We start from the raw sequence: 17,901 nt of genomic DNA on the forward strand, positions 1-17,901 counted from the left end.
GGGCTTAACGTCCAGCCTGCGTCAGCCCACCTTGCAGCGTGACAGTGCCAAAAACCGTGGCGACTTTGGCGGTGGACATGTGGAAACGCCCATCCGGCCCGGCCTCGTAGCTGAGTTCGAGGTCAAAGGACTTTGCCCGCGCCAGTTCTCGCGCGCTGTAGCCGTCTTCGCGTTGCAATGTGCTCCAGCAGACAAACCCCGCTCCCTTTGGACGTGGCGGGTCCAGCACCAGCCGCGTGCGCCGTGCCCCATCAAAGATCGGCTGATCGAGAGCGCAGAGATCATCTGGGGCCTGCGGTGCCACTGCGCGAAAAATGGCGGTCGCCGGATCAAAAATGGCGGTCGCCGGATCAACCGTGTCGCGCTGATGCTCCGGGCGAAGAGGCGGGGTGTCAGAGCCAAGACGTCCACCCGTGACGCGGGGCACGCCACTTGCATAATCGAGGTGGGCCGTCGATTGCCGCCGCCCCGTGTCGACGCTTTCCAGGAACCACGCGGGCTGAGGGCCTGCGGAGGTCCAGCGCCCGGTCGCCTGCATCTCAAAGTGAACCCGCGCCAGCAGTGCCATCGCACCGGTCGAGGTAAAGCGACTGCGCACGCCATAGGTGCCGCCGCTGCGCTGGCTGGCAAGAGTGAAAGTGCCAAGTTTGACGCCGAGGCCCCGCACAATATAGTGCTGTTGATCGCTCGTGCTGGGGTCATTTGCGAATATAGCCACGGGCGAGATGAAGGCCGCGAGCAGGATAACCCATCCGAGGACAAGGTAGCGGCGCATCAAGGCACTTCCTTTCCGATCTCAAGCCCGTGTTTCAAAGCGGCATCGGGGTTTTGCAGCCGCGCCACTGGACAAGCGCGCCTCGGCTGCGCCATCAATGCGCGGCAAGGACGAGAGGCGCGCCATGGACATCGCACAGCTGAGTGACAGGATCTTAAACGCGGACCGTCGGGCGCTCGCCCGCGCCATCACATTGGTGGAAAGCGCCCGTCCGGATCACCGCGCGCAGGCGGATGAGTTGCTGTCGCACTTGGCCAAAAGCGACCGTCAGGCACTCAGGATCGGATTGTCGGGCACGCCCGGGGTGGGGAAATCCACCTTTATCGAGGCCTTTGGCATGATGCTCATCGGGCAGGGGCTGCGGGTTGCGGTGCTGGCGGTTGATCCCAGCTCGGCGCGGTCTGGTGGATCAATTCTGGGGGACAAGACCCGGATGGAGCGGCTCAGTCGTGAACGCGCGGCCTTCATTCGCCCCAGTCCCAGCCAGAGCCACCTTGGCGGTGTCGCACGCCGCACCCGCGATGCGGTGGCGCTGTGCGAGGCGGCGGGGTTTGACGTGGTGCTGATCGAAACCGTGGGGGTGGGGCAATCGGAAACCGTTGTGGCGGAACTGTCCGATCTGTTCCTGCTGCTGCTGGCGCCGGCGGGTGGCGATGAGCTTCAGGGCGTGAAGCGCGGCATCATGGAGATCGCCGACATGATTCTGATCAACAAGGCCGATGGTGATCTGAAGGCGACGGCGACTCGCACCTGCGCCGATTATGCCGGGGCGCTGCGGCTGTTGCGCAAACGTCCGCAAGATCCCGATGGCTTTCCCAAGGCGTTGACCGTCTCGGCGATCGAGGCCGCCGGGCTGGACAAGGCGTGGGCAGAGGTGCAGGCGCTGGCCGGGTGGCGGCGCGACAACGGGTTTTGGGATCAGAACCGGGCGCAGCAGGCGCAGTATTGGTTCTCTGAGGAGGTGCGGCAGGCGCTTCTGGCGCGGCTTCAGACCTCTTGGGCAAAGTCGCGCATGACGGAACTGTCGAAAAAGGTGGCCGAGGGCGCGCAAACCCCACAAGAGGCTGCGCGCGATCTGCTGACGGGGTTGGGTGTCGCGGACCTTGATCCGTCGCGCGTGGGCTAGGGCCTGCGACTGAGGTGCGAAGGTTGGGGGACGGCCTAGTATGGCGTGCATAAGCTTGCATCTTGGCCCCGAAATTGTAAAAGCCCGCCAGCGCTGGAGGGGATGACGCGAGAATGTCGGCTGGAGTGCCATAAAAGCGTTGCATATGGCTTGACCATCTTTGCGATTCCTCCTAAACGCATTCAACCAGTTTTCGGGCGCAGCCAATGGCAGCGCCCTTGTAATTTGGCGACTGATTCCCAAAGGCCGGGCAGGCCGCACACGGGTCGGGACGCCGCAGATACGAAGGATAACACCATGTCGCGCCGTTGCGAACTGACCGGAAAAGGCCCGATGACTGGCAACAATGTCAGCCACGCCAACAACAAAACCCGTCGCCGGTTTCTGCCGAACCTGAACGACGTCACCCTGCAGTCCGAGACCCTCGGCCGCGGTGTGAAGCTGCGCATCTCCGCAGCCGCCCTGCGTTCCGTTGACCACCGCGGTGGTCTGGACGCCTTCCTGGCCAAAGCCAAGGACGAAGAGCTGTCCGATGCCGCTCTGAAGGTGAAGAAAGAGATCGCAAAGGCACAAGCTGCGCAGGCCTGATCGGCCCGCCCCTCTTGTGATCCTGCCCGGATTTATCTGAAAGACCGTTGGCCCGGCGCCAGCGGTCTTTTTGCATTTGCGTGGAGGGGGAGGCGCGACTCTTTGCCCGCGTCTTGCGCAAGGGGCTTGAGCCGGAGGCCTCTTCCTGAGATATGACGACGCCAATGACAGTGTTCGGACGGTATATCACCCTGCTGCTGACTGCGGCCCTGCTGCTGACCGGCCATAGTGCCGCCGCCAGCCGCTTTGACCGTGATGCCACGGGCCAGGTGATCCTGTGTACCGGCTCCGGTCCGGTCACCGTCTATGTCGACGAAAACGGCGAACCAACGGGCGCGCCGCATATCTGCCCGGATTGCATTACCCATCTCCTTGATCTGGTTCAGGGCGCTCCGGCGCTGCTGGCACCGGTTGCAACGGCGCGACAGGCGCCCCGGCTGCCGTCGCGCGCGCAACGCGACGCTGCACCTGAACGCACGGCCCGAGCGCGCGCGCCGCCGCTGGTCTGACACACCCACACGTGCGAAGTCAGACCGGTCGCAGCGCCTGCGCCCGGATACCCCCTGTTCCCGTCTCAAGGAGACCAATCATGACCCTGAAATCCCTCGGCCTTTCTGCCGTTTTCTCCGCGCTTGCAGCCGCTGCCGTCGCCACCTCCGCCTCGGCGCAGATGGTTGTGCATGACGCCTATGCCCGTGCTTCCAACAAGATGGCCGGCGCCGCCTTTATGGAGATCATCAACGAAGGTGACGCAGATGACCGCCTGATCGGGGCGCGCTCCGATGTGGCCAAGCGGGTGCAGCTCCACACCCACACCGAAGACGCCAATGGCGTGATGAAGATGACCCATGTCGAAGACGGCTTTGCCATCCCGGCCGGCGCGACCCATCTGCTCCAGCGCGGCGGTGACCATGTGATGTTCATGGGGCTGAACCGGGAACTGGCGGACGGCGACACAATCGACGTCATCCTCGACTTTGAAAAGGCCGGTGAAGTGGCGATCGAGGTCCCCGTCGACATGGCGCGCATGCCCGAGGGCGGACATGGCGGCCACGGCGATCATTCGGGTCACGGCGACGATCACGGCGACCACTCCCACTAACACCTTTCCTCGCGACAGATCTGACAAGCCCCGGTTGACGCCGGGGCTTCGTCATTCAGGGCCGTGAGACAGCAGCGCCCGGACCCAATCGGGCACCACCTCGGTGGCCGGGCCAAATCGGCGCTCGTCAAAGGCGTCACTGATGTCCGAGGGGGCAAGATTGAGCTCGACCGTCCGTGCCCCGCCGTAGGCCGCCTCCTGCACAAAGGACGCAGCTGGCTGGACCTGACCGGAAGTCCCGATCGCGGCAAACAGGCTGGCCTCCGTCAGGTGGTCGCCGATCTCGTCCAGGTGATAGGGGACCTCGCCGAACCAGACCACGTCAGGGCGGCTGCGGAGCGCATGGCAGGCGGGGCAGGTGGTGTCGGTGGTCATCTCCTGCGGTGCAGGCCAGCGATGATCGCAAGCGGCGCAGAGGGCACCGGCAAGCGTTCCATGCATGTGCAGCACGTTGCGCGATCCGGCCGCCTCATGCAGCGGATCGACGTTCTGAGTGACAATGACCACCTCGCCGGGCCACCGCTGTTCCAGCTCCGCCAGGGCGCGGTGGGCGGCGTTTGGCGTCGCGCGGGCGGCTTGCTGGCGGCGCGCGCTGTAGAACCGATGCACGCGCGCGGGATCCCGGGCAAAGCCCTCGGGGGTGGCGACATCTTCGATCCGGTGTTGCGACCACAGGCCTTTTGCGTCGCGAAAGGTGCCAAGCCCGCTTTCGGCGGAAATGCCCGCGCCAGTCAGGATTGCGATTTTGGTCATGGCGGGATCTCCTGTCCGGGCATCTGCTAGCGGGGGCGTGGCCTGTCAGTGCAAAACCTGACATAGAGAGCGGGGCGCGTAAACACGGACCACCGTCCCCGTTTCTTCTGACCTGAGAGAGTATCGATGCGTAAAATCCTGTTTGTCTGCCTTGGCAATATCTGTCGCTCTCCGGCGGCGGAGGCGCTGTTTCGCGCCCGCTGCCCGCAGATTGCCACCGACAGTGCCGGCACCTCGGACTATCATATCGGTGATCCGCCCTATGGGCCGATGCAGGCGGCGGCGCTGGCACGGGGCGTTGATATGTCCGATCTGAGGGCGCGGCAGTTCTCGGCTGGGGATTTTGCAGCCTTCGACCTGATTGTCGTGATGGATCATGCAAACCGGCATGACGTCGAAGCCCTGCGCCCGTCGGGCTCCACCACACCGGTGATGCTGTTTGCGCCCATGGCCGGGGCGGCCGCGGTGCAGGAGGTCCCCGATCCGTACTACACGCGGGATTTTGACGGCTGTCTGGATCTGCTTGAGGCCGCGGCGGCGGGATTGCAGCGTCATGTGGCGCTGTCGGACTGACGCGCGCCCCCGGTTCGCGGAAGGGGTGCGTGGGGCGCGTGTCGGGCAGGCGGTCCTAGGCCTCCAGCACCCGCAATTGCCCAGCGAGCCAGGGCAGCCGGTTCACGGCCGGGGCAATCATCTGGCTCTGCACCAGGCGACGCATGGTTCCGGCCACTTCGAGCGGCACGGTGTCGGGCCAGTCGGACTGTGAAAACAGCGAAATGCGCCGGGTGAATTCGGTCAGGGGCAGGGCAAAGGCGTCGATCTCGTCATGGAAACGCGCGGCCCGCATATAGCCCAGCGGGGTGGTGATCGCCCAGCCGATGCGGCGCGCCACCATGGCCATCAGCGCCAGATGAGACCCGATTTCAAACCGGTCCTCGAATTCCAGCTTGCTGCGGCTGAGGTGCGACTCGATCTGTTGCGAGATCAGCTGGTCGCGGGCGTAGCGCAGCAAGGGCAGGTGGTTGAGCTGATTGCCGACGTCATCGGGGTCGGTGACCGCGCCACGGGGGGCCACCAGGATGAAGGGTTCCTCGACCAGCGGATATTCGGTCACGCCCGGGCGCAGCTCGCCGGTGGAGGCGGCGATGCCGATGTGCAGTTCCTTTGCGTCCATGGCGCGGATGATGTCATGGCTGGATGCGGTCACCATCTTGAACCGGCACTGGGTCAGGCTGTCGGCAAGAATGGTGGCGAGCCGCGGCGTGAGGTCGTTGTCGAAATCGTCGATCAACCCGAGCGATAGCGCCGGCAGGTGTGACAGATCCATCACCGTCAGCTCGCTCTGGGCCAGCCGCAATTCGCTCAGGACAGCCTGGGTGCGGGAAAGGAAGCTGCGCCCGGCGGGTGTCAGAACCATGGGGCGGCGACCGTGATCGACAAGATCCGATCCAAGCGCTTTTTCAAGATTGCGAAGTTGTTGGCTCACGGCCGGTTGGCTCAATCCGGTAATATCGGCGGCCTGCGCGACCGATCCGGACTTTGCCAATGCTTCAAAAACTTCCAACCCCCGAAGTGTGACGCCTTTCATCAGCATATATTCGCTCCAAAAAATCCAAACTCTGATAACTCCGTCACGCGATGCTTCTGCCGGGGGAGCGTCTGACCACTGCACAGTGCAGGCTTTTCCTGCATACACACAAAAATATATGCCGTTTTTATTTTCATTTGAATAGTTTGGGAAGAGTAAAATTATCCTTTCGGGTAATTTATGGCGGTTTTAGTGGAATCTCAAATGTAATTGGCGCGGCGGCTGGCGGAATTAACCATTTTGAATGGTGCCTGCCGCCACCATTTCAGCCGCAGATTCGTTCGGCGTCGGTTCCGAACAGCTGGTATTTCTTCCACAACCGGGAGTCGCTGCTCTTCGCGGATTGGCGCACTTCTTGTGCGCGATGCGGATCCGAGAACCATTTTGAAACCGTGCGCTGTTCGGATCGGGTCAATCGGCGTTCGGCAACCTGCTGGATGCAATGGCACAGCGACGCCTGTGCCGCGCCGCGATCGGAGCTGCGGCAGGCGCGTTCGATGGTGCCGGCGGTGGCCTGTGGCGCGACGGGCACAAAACTCAGCGTGGTCGCGCAGAGCGCGGTGACGGATAGAAGTCGGAACACGTGTATCAATCTCCTGTTTGTGCGAAAGGACGCTGACCGATGTCGCCGCGCATATTCCATAGCTCGCGGCCGGTTTTCAATGGCGGATGCGCCGGATCGGCACCAGACGCGGCGCTGTTGCGGTGAAAGCGGTCCGGCGCCTGCAGATGGTGCGGCTCGGACGCATGATCCACCTTGACCAAAGGCGAAATCCCAATCATATGCGCTTGTCATGACAGAGCTCTCGAAAATCCGCAACTTCTCCATTGTCGCTCATATCGACCACGGCAAGTCCACGCTTGCTGACCGCCTCATCCAATCGACGGGGACGGTGCAGGATCGTGACATGAAAGAGCAGCTGCTCGACGCCATGGACATCGAGCGTGAACGTGGCATCACCATCAAGGCCAACACCGTCCGTATCGACTATGAGGCAGACGATGGCGAACGCTATGTGCTGAACCTGATCGACACCCCCGGCCACGTCGATTTTGCCTATGAGGTCTCCCGCTCCATGCGCGCGGTCGAAGGCTCGCTGCTGGTGGTCGACTCGACCCAGGGGGTCGAGGCGCAGACGCTGGCCAATGTCTACCAGGCGATCGACGCGGATCACGAGATTGTCCCGGTGCTCAACAAGATCGACCTGCCGGCCTCCGATTGTGATCGGGTGGCAGAGCAGATCGAGGATGTGATCGGGATTGACGCCACCGACGCGATCCATGTCTCCGCCAAGACCGGCATCGGCATCAAGGAAACGCTTGAGGCCATTGTGCAGCGGCTGCCTGCGCCCACCGGGGATCGGGATGCACCGCTGAAGGCGATGCTGGTGGACAGCTGGTATGATGCCTATCTCGGCGTCATCGTGCTGGTGCGGATCATGGACGGGGTCCTGAAGAAAAGCGACCAGATCAAGATGATGCAGACCGGCGCGCGCTATGGCGTTGACCGGATTGGTGTTTTCCGTCCTGCCATGCAAGTGGTGGATGAACTGGGCCCCGGCGAGATCGGCTTTATCACCGCCTCGATCAAACAGGTGCGCGACACCAAGGTGGGCGACACCATCACCCACGACAAGAAAGGTGCAGAAATACCTTTGCCGGGCTTTAAGCCGTCCGTGCCGGTGGTGTTCTGTGGTCTGTTCCCCGTGGACAGTTCCGAGTTCGAGGATCTGCGCAACGCGATCGAGAAGCTGGCGCTGAACGATGCGTCGTTCTCGTATGAGATGGAAACCTCCGCCGCGCTTGGCTTCGGCTTCCGCTGCGGGTTCCTGGGCCTGCTGCACCTTGAGGTGATCCGGGACCGGATCGAGCGCGAATACAATATCGAACTGATTACCACCGCGCCGTCGGTGGTCTATCACGTGTTCATGAAGGACGGGGAGATGCGCGAGCTTCACAACCCCGCCGACATGCCCGACCTGACCTATGTCGATCACATCGAAGAGCCGCGCATCAAGGCGACCATTCTGGTGCCGGATGAATTCCTCGGCGATGTGCTGAAGCTCTGCCAGGACCGCCGTGGTATTCAGGAGGACCTCTCTTACGCGGGGTCTCGCGCCATGGTTGTGTATGACCTGCCGCTGAACGAGGTGGTGTTTGACTTCTACGACCGGTTGAAGTCGGTGACCAAGGGCTATGCCTCCTTCGACTATCACATGACCGGCTACCGCGAAGACACCTTGGTGAAGATGGCGATTCTGGTGAACGATGAGCCCGTCGACGCGCTGTCGACCATGGTGCATCGGGATCGTGCCGAAATGCGGGGGCGCGCCATGTGCGAAAAGCTCAAGGATCTGATCCCGCGTCACATGTTCAAGATCCCGATTCAGGCGGCCATCGGCGGCAAGGTGATCGCGCGTGAAACCCTGTCGGCGCTGCGCAAGGACGTGACCGCAAAATGCTACGGCGGCGACGCGACCCGGAAACGCAAGCTGCTGGAAAAGCAGAAGGCGGGTAAGAAAAAGATGCGTCAATTTGGCCGCGTGGAAATTCCGCAGGAGGCCTTTATCTCGGCTCTCAAGATGGACGATTGATCCCGTGACCTGAGAAATGCGAAATAGGAAACCCGGTGCAAGCCGGGTTTTTTGCTGTTCGCTGCGCCGCGTTTGAACGCAGTGGCCCCTTTTTAAGGCCATACCAAGAGGCAAGGGCGGCGAAATCACGGGTAGATCCCCCGCGTCGAAACGCCGCCCAGTGATCTTTTCCCTGCGATACGCTGGCGACAGCCTGTGCGGGAGTTCCTTTAGGCAGAGATATACGCAATATAAAATATTGGGAATTTTCGATTTCTGGAAACAGCGAAGCCTATACTTTCGTATAGATGATCCATGTCAATTCACGGGCCGAAAGCCTCTGTTATATTTCGCGCAAACGTCGACTTGTGACCAGGAGGGTAAACATGTTTCGCCTTGCGTTGATCTTGCACATCTTCATCGGCTCCACCCTTGCGGGCAGCGCGGTCATCGCAGCGCTGGTGCTGGGGCAGTCCTCGCTGTGGGGGATCCTGTTTGCAGCGCTGGTGGGTTTTTTGGTCGCGATCCCGGTCAGCGCCTGGGTCGCCCGCAAGCTCTATGTCGGATGACGGGCCCGAGAGCGGGCACTGAGGGGCTGGTGATACCGCGGGCGATCCGGCGCGCGACTCAGAGCGCGTCCTGCACGTTTCGTGCGGTGTTCGAGATGGCCTGTCCGGCCTTCTGCAGGTCGCGCCCGGCACCTTTGGTGGTTTCGCAGGCGGCGAGGCTGAGGATCAGGAGGCCAAATAGCAGCGGGCGGATCATGGCGGCGTGTCTTTCTCATGAGTTTGGTTCAAATTCGGAACCTGTTCAGCATAGGGAAAATTCCCCGATCCCCGCGCAAATGGCAAGAGTGCGATTGGGGCCGTGCGCCGTGTCTCTTTCGCAGATGCAGAAACGATTTGGCGGTGCTTTATCGCGCAAAGGTTGTAATCTTGGCCTAGGCTGATCCCAGCGAGCACCCACCTGAAGATGTGCAAAACGGGCGCAAATTCGCCCGGGGCAAGGCAGCAGCCAGGCAGAGACTTGAATGTCACCGCGTGTGACACAGATCGGATCATACCTGTTTCGGGAGGTTACATCATGGATTTTTCGGCTCAGAAAGAGCGTCTTGAAACCCGGCTCAGCGCGTTGTCGGCAGGGATGCTGGCCGGGCAGGGGTTGTCGGCGCTGACACAGAACGCCAAGACAACCCGGGCCGCGCACAGTCGCGCGGGCAAGACCACCCAGATCACCGAGATCCTGACGGCGCTGGATCGGTTGAAGGCCGGCGAATATGGCTATTGCAGGATTTGCGGCGCTGATCTGACCCACGATCAATTGCGCCAGCATCCCGAGACCCCCTTTTGCGAGTCCTGCTCCGCGTGAACTCTGCTGGACGCGGGGCCAGTCCAGACCGGGACGCACGTCTGGCCTGGCCCCGCGTGCGGCAAGTCACAGGCGCAGCCAATGCACAGGTGGCGTGAGGGCGCCATGCCGCTGCGGACTGCGTCCAAAGAGTGAGTGACCCGAGCCGGGCAGGGGGCGATCCTTGCAATGCGGAAAAAGGGACCGTTGCCGCGACGCCGGCAATGTGGCAGAAGACCAGCAACCGGCTGACCACATGAGTTTTGCAGATGACAGATTTCTCCGCACTCCGCCGCATGATGGTGGACACGCAGATCCGCCCGTCGGACGTGACCAAATACCCGATCATCGAAGCCATGCTGGCTGTCCCGCGCGAGACCTTCGTGCCGGACGCCCAGACCGAGGTCGCCTATGCAGATCAGAACGTGCCGCTGGGCGCGCAGCGCGTGGTGCCGGAGCCGCGCACGCTGGCCAAGATGCTGGACGCGCTGGATGTGCGCGAGGATGAGCTGGTGCTCGATGTCGGCTGTGGATTGGGATACTCGACCGCAGTTGTGGCCCGCCTGGCGCAGATGGTAATCGGCGTCGAAGAAGACGAGCAGCTGGCATCCGAGGCGCAGGACCTGTTGAGCGAGAGCAATGCCGACAATGCCATCGTGCATGAGGGCACGCTTGCCGCAGGTGCCGCAGAGCATGGCCCCTACGATGTGATCCTGATCCAGGGCGGTATCGAGGTGCTGCCCGCGGAGATCCTGGCGCAGCTCAAGGATGGCGGGCGCATTGCGGCCCTGTTCATGGACGGGGCCCTGGGCGAGGTCAAAATCGGCTACAAAAGCGGTGATCGCATCTCCTGGCGGTTCGAATTCAACGCGGGCGCGCCGGTACTGCCCGGCTTTGCCAAGGCGCCGGAGTTCGCGCTCTGATCCTCCGCCGTCTGTCTCGATCTTGACACGATCGCCGGAAATTCATGTTGCGCCTCTTCAACTTGTGGTGAGCCTCGCCTATGTTTCTGGTAAACTGACGCCTGCGTAAGTCGGGCGCAAATCGAGTGTAACGGGGTAGCCCCCAACAAGCGGATCGAGGCGACAGGATGCGAGGATTTTTCAACATACGGCGGGTCAGGGCTCTGGTCTCTGTTAGCGCCGTTGCAACGGCTGCGGCCCTGGTGCCGCAGGCGCGTGCGGACAATCTCACCGATGCAATGATCGGCGCCTATACCAGCAGCGGCTTGCTGGAACAGAACCGTGCATTGCTGCGCGTTGCGGACGAAGGCGTTGCCGCATCGGTATCGGGCTTGCGTCCGGTGATCTCCACCGCTCTGAACATCGCACGGGATTACAATCGCACCGGGCTTGGCGCCGCGGGCGCGCGGTCGAGCCACAGCACCGGCGCGTCCGTCAGTGTCAGCCTCAACTGGCTGTTGTTTGACAATGGCGCAACCCGTCTGGACACCGCCGCCGCACAGGAAACGGTTCTGGCCACGCGCCAGACTCTGGTGGATGTGGAGCAGCAGGTGCTGTTCGCGGCGGTGCAGGCCTATGTCAACGTGTTGACGCAACAGGATATTGTCGCGCTGCGCCGCAACAACCTGCGTTTGCTTCAGGAAGAATTGCGCGCCGCCAATGATCGGTTCGAGGTCGGCGAGGTGACCCGCACGGATGTGGCACTGGCGGAAAGCCAGGTCGCCGAGGCGCGCGCCAATCTGACCGACGCCCGGGGCGCCTTGCTGACCGCGCGGGCCACATACGAGGAGGTCGTGGGACGTGCCCCGGGCACCGTCTCCACCTATCCACCGTTGCCGCGCCGGGCGAACAGCCTGGACGCGGCCCAAGCGCTGGCACTGCGCAACCACCCCAGCCTGCGGTCGCAGCAGCACGCGGTGAAGGCGGCCCAGCTGACGGCGGACAGCTCCCTGCGCGACATGGGGCCGAGCCTCAACTTCAGCGCCACCGCCTCGCATGGCGAGTTGCACAGCACCGACAACAGCTCTGACAATTTCGATCTGGGGCTGTCGTTGTCGCAGACCATCTATGCCGGCGGCGCGCTGGCATCGGCCCGTCGCGCGGATCTGGCGCGGCTGGATGCGGAGCGCGGCGCGCTGTTGTCGACGCAGCGCAGCATCACGTCGAACGCCGCCAGCGCCTATACCTCGTTTGAGACCGCAGCGGCCAGCCTGGTGTCCTCGACCGAGCGGGTGCGGGCGGCGCAGGTCGCCTTTGACGGGATTCGCGAGGAGGCAACACTGGGGTCGCGGACAACGCTGGATGTCTTGCAGGCCGAGCAGGAGCTTCTGGATGCGCAGACCGCACGTCTGCAAGCCCGGGCCACCCAGGCTCTGGCCGCATATGACCTCCTTCAGGCCCAGGGGCTGCTGACGGCCGAGAACCTCAACCTCGCGGTGGAGCGCTATGATCCCGAGATCTATCACAATCAGGTGCGATCTGCGCCGGCCTTTGTGACCAAGCGGGGGCAGGATCTGGATCGCGTGCTCAAGGCTCTGAGAAAGAACTGAGAATCCGAGGTTGCTGTTGTGTGATGCGGGCAAGCTGGCTAGACTTGTCTCAAGAGGTGAGCTTGGCCAACAAAAATGTCTGAACCCGTTACGCACGCTGAAATCGAAGATGTCCTGTCCTCCATCCGCCGTCTGGTTCGCGAAACCGGGCGGAACGAGGGCGGTTCCGGCGGTGAGTCCGCCGCTGCGGCAGTTGCAACCGGGCCGGCGGAGCCTGCGAGCCGGCCTGCAACACGTCTGGTTCTGACACCCGCCCTGCGGGTGCCGGACGATGAAATCAGCCGCGCCGACACTGTTTCTGCCGATCCCGAACCCAAACATGCCGCGCCCGACGGGACAGAGCCGTATGAAGCGCAGGGCAATGTGTCCCGGGTGCTGGCCGATCAGCTGTCGGCCGGACCGAACGCGGATGGGGCCCCGGATCGTAAGGCGGAGGAGAGCGGCGCAGAGGCTGCGGAATACGCCGAAGAAGCGCCTTTTTTGGCCGTGGAAGACGATGAGGCGGCGGATCTCGGCACTCCGAACGGCACAACAGCTTCGTTGCACATGACCCATCACGCGGAGCTGCGCGAGACGCAGGACGCGCCTGCGGAAGCGCGTGACGCCGGTGGCGTGATCGAGGCGGTGACAGATCCGTCGGCAGAGGAGATCGCTCCGGAACCGGACGCCGAATCCGAACCGGAGCAGGCGCCGTGGCGCGACCCGAACGCCAAGTTGTTTGACGTGGTGAGCGAGCAGGCGTTGCGCAGCGAAACCAGCGCCCCGGCACTGGACAGCGCCACCTCCCAGCCTCCGCGCGAGCAGAGCGCCCGGGTGGCCGCAGTGGTCCGCCGGATTGCCGAACTCGAAACCGCAGGGCACGGCGCCGGAGAGGCGCCCGCCAGCCGCAACGGCGTGCCTGTGCCGGACCTGAACGAGGATGAGATCGAGGCCGTGCCGGCAAGCGGCCCGTCGGTGGAAACCATTCAGTGGGAAGATCACCTGGATGCGGCTCCTGCGCGCCCGTCGTTCTCTTCCAGCCGCGAGGCCACTGAAGATGCCGCGCGCAGGCTGACGCAGGATGCCGCCGAGGAAACCGCCATGGCGGCGGTGTCGGCAAGCGAAGAGTTTCTCGACGAGGAAAGCCTGCGGGAGCTTGTGTCCGATATCGTGCGCGAAGAGCTGCAGGGAGCGTTGGGGGAGCGGATCACCCGCAACGTGCGCAAACTGGTCCGCCGTGAGATCCAGCGCGCCTTGGCGTCACAAGAGCTGCTCTGAGGCACCTTGCCTGGCTGCTTGTCGCCGGGCATCAGGACGCTGACGGAGTGCGGGGCCGGGGGCGCTCCCGCCCATCCATCATGTTTTCTGCGAAAACCCGCCGTCTGGTTGGGCCGGGCAGCGGGCTGGCGCCCGCTGCGGGCGCGCCTTGGCGCAGACGCAGTGGTAAACGCAGGCAGGGTGCTTAGAGCGCGCGGGCGGGGATCGGTTCCGCGAGTTCCTGCAGGCGGTCGATATCCATGTAGCGCTCCAGATGGGCGGCAAGCGCATCCAGCGTGGCCTCCACACCTGCGTCATAGCCAACGTCGGACTGGTGGCCGAGGTCGGCGAGGAAGCGGGTGCGAAACGCATCCGAGGTGAACAGCCCGTGCAGGTAGGAGCCGCGCACGCGGCCATCGGCGGAGGTCGCACCCTCTGCGCGCCCTTCCAGCGTCAGCCACGCGCGGGCGCAATCCGGCCCGGTGGTGCGGCCCATGTGGATCTCATAGCCAGACACGGGCAGATCGCCCGCAAGCGTGCGCGCGTCGCTCAGGGTCACGCGTTTGTCGCCAGCCATCACCGTATGCACATCCAGAAGGCCCAGCCCCGCGACCTTGCCCGGCTGCCCATCGACGCCGTCGGGGTCGTCGATGGTCTGGCCGAGCATCTGATAGCCGCCGCACAGCCCCAGCACATGACCGCCGCGCCGGTGATGGGCGAGGATGTCGATGTCCCAACCCTGCGCGCGCAGATAGGCCAGATCACCGATGGTGGATTTGGAGCCGGGGATCAGCACCAGATCCGCATCGCCGGGCAGGGCGCGGCCGGGGGGGATGATCTCAACGGTGACGGAGGGCTCAGCGGCGAGCGGGTCGAGGTCGTCGAAATTCGCCATCCGTTCCAGTTGCGGCACCACCACCTTGCAGGCTCCGCCCGCGTGTGAGGCGATGTCCATCATATCCTCGGCCGGCAGTTTCCACGCATCCCAGAACCACGGCACCACGCCCACCGAGGGCCAGCCGGTCCAGCGCGCAATGTCATCGCGTCCGCCATCAAAGAGGCTGAGGTCGCCGCGAAAGCGATTGACGGCGAAGGCTTTGATACGGGCGCGGTCGTGTGCGTCCAGCACCGTATGGGTGCCGACGATCTGCGCGATCACGCCGCCCCGGTGGATGTCACCGACCAGGACCACCGGCACGCCTGCGGCCTCGGCAAAGCCCATATTGGCGATGTCACCCTTGCGCAGATTGGTTTCTGCCGGGGAGCCTGCGCCCTCAATGAGGATAATGTCATGCTGGGCGGCGAGGCGGTGAAAACTCTCCAGTGTGGCCTCCAGCAGACCCGCCTTGTCGCGCATAAACGACCCCGCCGCGCGGGTGCCGCGCCGTTTGCCCTGCACGATCACCTGCGCGCCCGTGTCGGTTTCCGGCTTCAGGAGCACCGGGTTCATATCCGTATGCGGCGCGAGCCCCGCCGCGCGGGCCTGGAGCGCCTGCGCCCGGCCAATCTCACCCCCGTCAGCGGTCACGGCGGCGTTGTTGGACATATTCTGCGGCTTGAACGGCGCGACCGAGAGGCCGCGCAGGCGCAAGGCGCGCGCCAGCCCCGCCACCAGCATGGATTTCCCGACATTGCTGCCGGTGCCTTGGATCATGAGGGCCTTGGTGGTCATTCTGGCGTCTTTTTCTGCTGTCCGTCCGCGCAGGGTTGCAACGCCCGTGCTCAAAGGTCAATCGCGCAGGTTGGCGCGGGGGGATCTGTCGGCGCCGTCGGGGCAGGGCATATGCAGAAAGCACACCCCCAAAAAGAAAAACGCGCCCCCCAGGGACGCGCTTTTCGTTCAAGCATGGCAGCTTATTCCAGCGTTCAGGCCGCTTCGGCCTGCGCTGCGTTCCGACGTTCACTCTCTTCGCGCGACAGCGCGACAGAGGTCCGTACACCGCGACCAACGAATTCCATCAGGCCTTCGACCACACGTTCGTTGGGGTCGATACCTGCGCAGGTCAGTACTTCGCGCCCATCGCGCGACCGTGCCCAGCGGGCGATCTGCTCGGGACCGTTGCCGTATTTCTTGTCGTCGGCAATGGCATCATCCAGCGCAGCCAGCACAACCGCCGCAAACAGCTTGCGTGCCCGGTTGCCCTGTTCGTTATTGTATGCGGTGCCGTCAACGAAATCTCGCATCTCGTTTCCTTTGTTGTTCTTGCTATTGCATTTTCGGCGTGACGCTCCTTATGGCGGAATTGTGACGATTCGGGTACCCCAAAGATGCATATCTTTTATGCATCATGTGCATGCCTATTTCGCGGTCACGCCTGCCCTGAAACACGACATATCGTCATCTTGTCAGCCTTCCACCTGCCGGATATAGGGGTGTCCAAGCTGTCATCAACCACCTGAAAGAGTTTTCCATGCCCAAGATCAACGGCAATGAAATCCGCCCCGGCAACGTTCTGGAGCATAACGGCGGCCTCTGGGCTGCGGTCAAAGTCGATCACGTGAAACCGGGCAAGGGCGGCGCGTTTGCTCAGGTCGAGCTGCGCAACCTGCGCAACGGCTCCAAACTGAACGAGCGGTTCCGGTCTGCCGACAAGGTCGAGCGCGTGCGTCTGGAGCAAAAGGACCAGCAGTTCCTCTATGAGACAGACGGGATGCTAGTGTTCATGGACACCGAAACCTACGAGCAGATCGAACTGCCGGCAGAGCTGTTGGGTGATCGCCGCCCGTTCCTGCAGGACGGTATGACCATCGTGGTGGAGTTCTACGACTCCGAGGCGCTGAACGCGACCGTGCCGCAGAAAGTGACCTGCAAGATTGTCGAGACCGAGCCGGTGGTCAAAGGCCAGACGGCTGCGAACTCCTTCAAGCCGGCGATCCTTGATAACGGCGTCAAGGTCATGGTGCCGCCCTTCGTGGGCCAGGACGAGATGATCGTCGTCAACACCGAGACCATGGAATATTCCGAACGCGCCTGAACCGCGCGGAATTATGTTTTTAAAGCCTCGGTCCTGCATCCTGCGGGGCCGGGGCTTTTTTCTGCGCACTGAGGGGCAGGTCCGCGCCGCGCAGCGGCGCCGGGCCCAACGGGGGAGGGGGCATTTCAATGCCCCCGAGACGGGCGGGAGCGCCCCCGGATCTGGATCAGCGCGGGATCTCGACGGAATGGCCGCAGCTGTCCATCATCTTGCCATAGGCGGCGGTGACCCCGTTCATCGAGGCCACATAGGTCTGGGTGCTGGCGCGACAGGCGTCCAAGGCGCGCAGCTCCAAATGAGAGGCCGCTTTCATCCACAGGAGCGCGTTTTTTACATCCTGCCAGCGTGGCGTGTCATCCCATGTCCCACGTTGTCTGCCCGGCCCTGTTCCTGGCCCGGTGCGCGAACCTATTCGCGGCTCTGAACGCGCGCCAGTCTTGTGCGTCGACCGCCAGTGCGCGCAAGGGTAACGGCCAAGGGGTAAACGATTGCCTCAGTCTGCCGGGGCCTCCGGCCAGCGCAGCGCGGTGCCCTCGGCCTCCAGCGCGCCCTTGGCACGATCAAAGCGCAGATAGGCAATCGCCTTGCCGCCGGATTGGGTCAGGACCTGACCCACCGGTTTGCCCGCTGCGGTGATCTGCGCGCCCACCGGAACTGCGCCGTCGATCTCAACCTGTGCCAGACCTTTGCGCAGCTCGGTCTTGTGTTTCATACGGGCGGTGACCTCCTGGCCGACATAGCAGCCCTTGCGGAAATCAACGCCGTTGAGGCGCTCAAAGCCGACCTCAAGGATATAGCTGTCGGGCGTGAGCTCAATGCCGGTTTCCGGGATCACATGCGCCACCCGGATTGCATCCCAGTCGCTGCCGTCATCGCCCGTGGCATCGCCATAAAGACGCCAGCCGAGGGCCGGGTGGCGCGGGTCCGTCAGGGCGCCTTCGGGGGCGTCCCCAGTGCCGCGCTGCACCTTCAGCTCGGTCTCGTCGATGGTGACATTGGCGCGCAGCTTGTACATCTTGAGCCGTTTCAGAAGGTCATCTGCCAGATCATCGGCCACATCCAGCAGCACCGCCTCGCCTTCGGAGACGAGAAAGAAATCCGCGAGGTATTTGCCCTGCGGGGTCAGGATCGCCGTATAGACCAGCCCCTCGGAGAGGCGGTCAACGTCACTGGTGACCAATCCTTGCAAGAAGCTGTGCGTGTCCGGTCCATGCAGGCGAAAGATGCGGCGGTCGGCCATGTACGTCTCCCATTGGGCTGTTTGCGCGGTCTGCAAAAGATGTGCCCCCGAACGCGCCGGAGTTCAAGCGGGTCTGGCTCGCCGTG

General features: G+C 63.3%; 22 protein-coding genes. 12 read left to right on the forward strand and 10 right to left on the reverse strand.

The window, feature by feature from the left end:
• Positions 1-4: 4 nt before the first annotated feature.
• Entirely contained in the window at positions 5-775 is a 771-nt protein-coding gene (locus tag MHM97_RS06070; RefSeq protein ID WP_239320716.1) for a DUF3108 domain-containing protein, read from the reverse strand.
• Between the two features lie 124 nt (positions 776-899).
• Between MHM97_RS06070 and meaB the strand changes: the two genes are divergently transcribed.
• From meaB to MHM97_RS06090, 4 genes are all read left to right on the forward strand, one after another.
• Positions 900-1,901, forward strand: coding sequence for a methylmalonyl Co-A mutase-associated GTPase MeaB (meaB, locus tag MHM97_RS06075; protein ID WP_239320719.1), 1,002 nt, complete (start codon positions 900-902; stop codon positions 1,899-1,901).
• A gap of 297 nt (positions 1,902-2,198) precedes the next feature.
• Complete coding sequence (gene rpmB / locus MHM97_RS06080) at positions 2,199-2,489, forward strand: 50S ribosomal protein L28 (RefSeq protein ID WP_239320722.1); 291 nt, start codon at positions 2,199-2,201, stop codon at positions 2,487-2,489.
• Positions 2,490-2,653: 164 nt separating this feature from the next.
• On the forward strand, positions 2,654-2,998 hold the full coding sequence (locus MHM97_RS06085; RefSeq protein WP_239320725.1) for a hypothetical protein: 345 nt from the start codon (positions 2,654-2,656) through the stop codon (positions 2,996-2,998).
• A gap of 80 nt (positions 2,999-3,078) precedes the next feature.
• Positions 3,079-3,591: a copper chaperone PCu(A)C gene (locus tag MHM97_RS06090; RefSeq protein ID WP_239320728.1), complete on the forward strand. Its 513-nt coding sequence runs from the start codon at positions 3,079-3,081 to the stop codon at positions 3,589-3,591.
• Between the two features lie 51 nt (positions 3,592-3,642).
• Here the strand turns inward: MHM97_RS06090 and MHM97_RS06095 are convergent, their stop codons facing one another.
• Entirely contained in the window at positions 3,643-4,344 is a 702-nt protein-coding gene (locus MHM97_RS06095) for an NAD-dependent deacylase (RefSeq protein WP_239320730.1), read from the reverse strand.
• 126 nt (positions 4,345-4,470) lie between these two features.
• Between MHM97_RS06095 and MHM97_RS06100 the strand changes: the two genes are divergently transcribed.
• Complete coding sequence (locus MHM97_RS06100) at positions 4,471-4,917, forward strand: low molecular weight protein-tyrosine-phosphatase (RefSeq protein ID WP_239320732.1); 447 nt, start codon at positions 4,471-4,473, stop codon at positions 4,915-4,917.
• A gap of 55 nt (positions 4,918-4,972) precedes the next feature.
• Here the strand turns inward: MHM97_RS06100 and MHM97_RS06105 are convergent, their stop codons facing one another.
• From MHM97_RS06105 to MHM97_RS06115, 3 genes are all read right to left on the reverse strand, one after another.
• A complete protein-coding gene (locus tag MHM97_RS06105) occupies positions 4,973-5,938 on the reverse strand; it encodes a LysR family transcriptional regulator (protein WP_239320735.1) in 966 nt (321 codons plus the stop codon).
• A gap of 259 nt (positions 5,939-6,197) precedes the next feature.
• A complete protein-coding gene (locus MHM97_RS06110) occupies positions 6,198-6,515 on the reverse strand; it encodes a hypothetical protein (RefSeq protein ID WP_370645679.1) in 318 nt (105 codons plus the stop codon).
• 5 nt (positions 6,516-6,520) lie between these two features.
• Positions 6,521-6,715, reverse strand: coding sequence for a hypothetical protein (locus MHM97_RS06115; protein WP_239320739.1), 195 nt, complete (start codon positions 6,713-6,715; stop codon positions 6,521-6,523).
• A gap of 11 nt (positions 6,716-6,726) precedes the next feature.
• On the opposite strand from MHM97_RS06115, the gene lepA reads away from it, so the two are divergent.
• Both lepA and MHM97_RS06125 read left to right on the forward strand, forming a co-directional pair.
• Entirely contained in the window at positions 6,727-8,526 is a 1,800-nt protein-coding gene (gene lepA / locus MHM97_RS06120) for a translation elongation factor 4 (RefSeq protein WP_239320742.1), read from the forward strand.
• A gap of 365 nt (positions 8,527-8,891) precedes the next feature.
• Positions 8,892-9,074: a CTP synthetase gene (locus tag MHM97_RS06125; protein ID WP_239320745.1), complete on the forward strand. Its 183-nt coding sequence runs from the start codon at positions 8,892-8,894 to the stop codon at positions 9,072-9,074.
• 58 nt (positions 9,075-9,132) lie between these two features.
• Here the strand turns inward: MHM97_RS06125 and MHM97_RS06130 are convergent, their stop codons facing one another.
• Complete coding sequence (locus tag MHM97_RS06130; protein ID WP_239320748.1) at positions 9,133-9,270, reverse strand: entericidin A/B family lipoprotein; 138 nt, start codon at positions 9,268-9,270, stop codon at positions 9,133-9,135.
• A gap of 318 nt (positions 9,271-9,588) precedes the next feature.
• Between MHM97_RS06130 and MHM97_RS06135 the strand changes: the two genes are divergently transcribed.
• The 4 genes from MHM97_RS06135 (at position 9,589) to MHM97_RS06150 (ending at position 13,621) form a co-directional block, all read left to right on the forward strand.
• Entirely contained in the window at positions 9,589-9,873 is a 285-nt protein-coding gene (locus MHM97_RS06135) for a TraR/DksA family transcriptional regulator (RefSeq protein WP_239320751.1), read from the forward strand.
• A gap of 248 nt (positions 9,874-10,121) precedes the next feature.
• Positions 10,122-10,775 carry a protein-L-isoaspartate O-methyltransferase family protein gene (locus MHM97_RS06140; protein WP_239320753.1) on the forward strand — a complete coding sequence of 218 codons (654 nt, stop codon included), beginning with the start codon at positions 10,122-10,124 and terminating at the stop codon, positions 10,773-10,775.
• Between the two features lie 167 nt (positions 10,776-10,942).
• Complete coding sequence (locus tag MHM97_RS06145; protein ID WP_239320756.1) at positions 10,943-12,364, forward strand: TolC family outer membrane protein; 1,422 nt, start codon at positions 10,943-10,945, stop codon at positions 12,362-12,364.
• Positions 12,365-12,439: 75 nt separating this feature from the next.
• Positions 12,440-13,621, forward strand: a complete 1,182-nt coding sequence (locus MHM97_RS06150) for a hypothetical protein (RefSeq protein ID WP_239320759.1) — start codon at positions 12,440-12,442, stop codon at positions 13,619-13,621.
• A 184-nt stretch (positions 13,622-13,805) separates the two neighbouring features.
• On the opposite strand, the gene MHM97_RS06155 is transcribed toward MHM97_RS06150, so the two are convergent.
• Together MHM97_RS06155 and MHM97_RS06160 are read right to left on the reverse strand one after the other, a co-directional pair.
• Positions 13,806-15,272: a cobyric acid synthase gene (locus MHM97_RS06155; RefSeq protein ID WP_239320762.1), complete on the reverse strand. Its 1,467-nt coding sequence runs from the start codon at positions 15,270-15,272 to the stop codon at positions 13,806-13,808.
• Between the two features lie 194 nt (positions 15,273-15,466).
• Positions 15,467-15,784 carry a DUF6280 family protein gene (locus MHM97_RS06160; RefSeq protein WP_011539313.1) on the reverse strand — a complete coding sequence of 106 codons (318 nt, stop codon included), beginning with the start codon at positions 15,782-15,784 and terminating at the stop codon, positions 15,467-15,469.
• Between the two features lie 227 nt (positions 15,785-16,011).
• Here MHM97_RS06160 and efp point away from each other — a divergent pair, with 227 nt between their 5' ends.
• Entirely contained in the window at positions 16,012-16,575 is a 564-nt protein-coding gene (gene efp, locus MHM97_RS06165; RefSeq protein ID WP_239320765.1) for an elongation factor P, read from the forward strand.
• A 166-nt stretch (positions 16,576-16,741) separates the two neighbouring features.
• Here the strand turns inward: efp and MHM97_RS06170 are convergent, their stop codons facing one another.
• Positions 16,742-16,888, reverse strand: coding sequence for a hypothetical protein (locus MHM97_RS06170; RefSeq protein ID WP_239320768.1), 147 nt, complete (start codon positions 16,886-16,888; stop codon positions 16,742-16,744).
• A gap of 180 nt (positions 16,889-17,068) precedes the next feature.
• Positions 17,069-17,815, reverse strand: coding sequence for a CAF17-like 4Fe-4S cluster assembly/insertion protein YgfZ (ygfZ, locus tag MHM97_RS06175; RefSeq protein ID WP_239320771.1), 747 nt, complete (start codon positions 17,813-17,815; stop codon positions 17,069-17,071).
• Positions 17,816-17,901: the final 86 nt, after the last annotated feature.

This window comes from Epibacterium sp. Ofav1-8, assembly GCF_022348185.1.
Taxonomy (GTDB): Bacteria; Pseudomonadota; Alphaproteobacteria; order Rhodobacterales; family Rhodobacteraceae; genus Epibacterium.

What these genes read in the sequence shown, in the direction of transcription:
- MHM97_RS06070 (WP_239320716.1), bottom strand. Translation starts at nt 775, where the DNA reads ATGCGCCGCTACCTTGTCCTCGGATGGGTTATCCTGCTCGCGGCCTTC.
- meaB (WP_239320719.1), top strand. Translation starts at nt 900, where the DNA reads ATGGACATCGCACAGCTGAGTGACAGGATCTTAAACGCGGACCGTCGG.
- rpmB (WP_239320722.1), top strand. Translation starts at nt 2,199, where the DNA reads ATGTCGCGCCGTTGCGAACTGACCGGAAAAGGCCCGATGACTGGCAAC.
- MHM97_RS06085 (WP_239320725.1), top strand. Translation starts at nt 2,654, where the DNA reads ATGACAGTGTTCGGACGGTATATCACCCTGCTGCTGACTGCGGCCCTG.
- MHM97_RS06090 (WP_239320728.1), top strand. Translation starts at nt 3,079, where the DNA reads ATGACCCTGAAATCCCTCGGCCTTTCTGCCGTTTTCTCCGCGCTTGCA.
- MHM97_RS06095 (WP_239320730.1), bottom strand. Translation starts at nt 4,344, where the DNA reads ATGACCAAAATCGCAATCCTGACTGGCGCGGGCATTTCCGCCGAAAGC.
- MHM97_RS06100 (WP_239320732.1), top strand. Translation starts at nt 4,471, where the DNA reads ATGCGTAAAATCCTGTTTGTCTGCCTTGGCAATATCTGTCGCTCTCCG.
- MHM97_RS06105 (WP_239320735.1), bottom strand. Translation starts at nt 5,938, where the DNA reads ATGCTGATGAAAGGCGTCACACTTCGGGGGTTGGAAGTTTTTGAAGCA.
- MHM97_RS06115 (WP_239320739.1), bottom strand. Translation starts at nt 6,715, where the DNA reads ATGATTGGGATTTCGCCTTTGGTCAAGGTGGATCATGCGTCCGAGCCG.
- lepA (WP_239320742.1), top strand. Translation starts at nt 6,727, where the DNA reads ATGACAGAGCTCTCGAAAATCCGCAACTTCTCCATTGTCGCTCATATC.
- MHM97_RS06125 (WP_239320745.1), top strand. Translation starts at nt 8,892, where the DNA reads ATGTTTCGCCTTGCGTTGATCTTGCACATCTTCATCGGCTCCACCCTT.
- MHM97_RS06130 (WP_239320748.1), bottom strand. Translation starts at nt 9,270, where the DNA reads ATGATCCGCCCGCTGCTATTTGGCCTCCTGATCCTCAGCCTCGCCGCC.
- MHM97_RS06135 (WP_239320751.1), top strand. Translation starts at nt 9,589, where the DNA reads ATGGATTTTTCGGCTCAGAAAGAGCGTCTTGAAACCCGGCTCAGCGCG.
- MHM97_RS06140 (WP_239320753.1), top strand. Translation starts at nt 10,122, where the DNA reads ATGACAGATTTCTCCGCACTCCGCCGCATGATGGTGGACACGCAGATC.
- MHM97_RS06145 (WP_239320756.1), top strand. Translation starts at nt 10,943, where the DNA reads ATGCGAGGATTTTTCAACATACGGCGGGTCAGGGCTCTGGTCTCTGTT.
- MHM97_RS06150 (WP_239320759.1), top strand. Translation starts at nt 12,440, where the DNA reads ATGTCTGAACCCGTTACGCACGCTGAAATCGAAGATGTCCTGTCCTCC.
- MHM97_RS06155 (WP_239320762.1), bottom strand. Translation starts at nt 15,272, where the DNA reads ATGACCACCAAGGCCCTCATGATCCAAGGCACCGGCAGCAATGTCGGG.
- MHM97_RS06160 (WP_011539313.1), bottom strand. Translation starts at nt 15,784, where the DNA reads ATGCGAGATTTCGTTGACGGCACCGCATACAATAACGAACAGGGCAAC.
- efp (WP_239320765.1), top strand. Translation starts at nt 16,012, where the DNA reads ATGCCCAAGATCAACGGCAATGAAATCCGCCCCGGCAACGTTCTGGAG.
- MHM97_RS06170 (WP_239320768.1), bottom strand. Translation starts at nt 16,888, where the DNA reads ATGAAAGCGGCCTCTCATTTGGAGCTGCGCGCCTTGGACGCCTGTCGC.
- ygfZ (WP_239320771.1), bottom strand. Translation starts at nt 17,815, where the DNA reads ATGGCCGACCGCCGCATCTTTCGCCTGCATGGACCGGACACGCACAGC.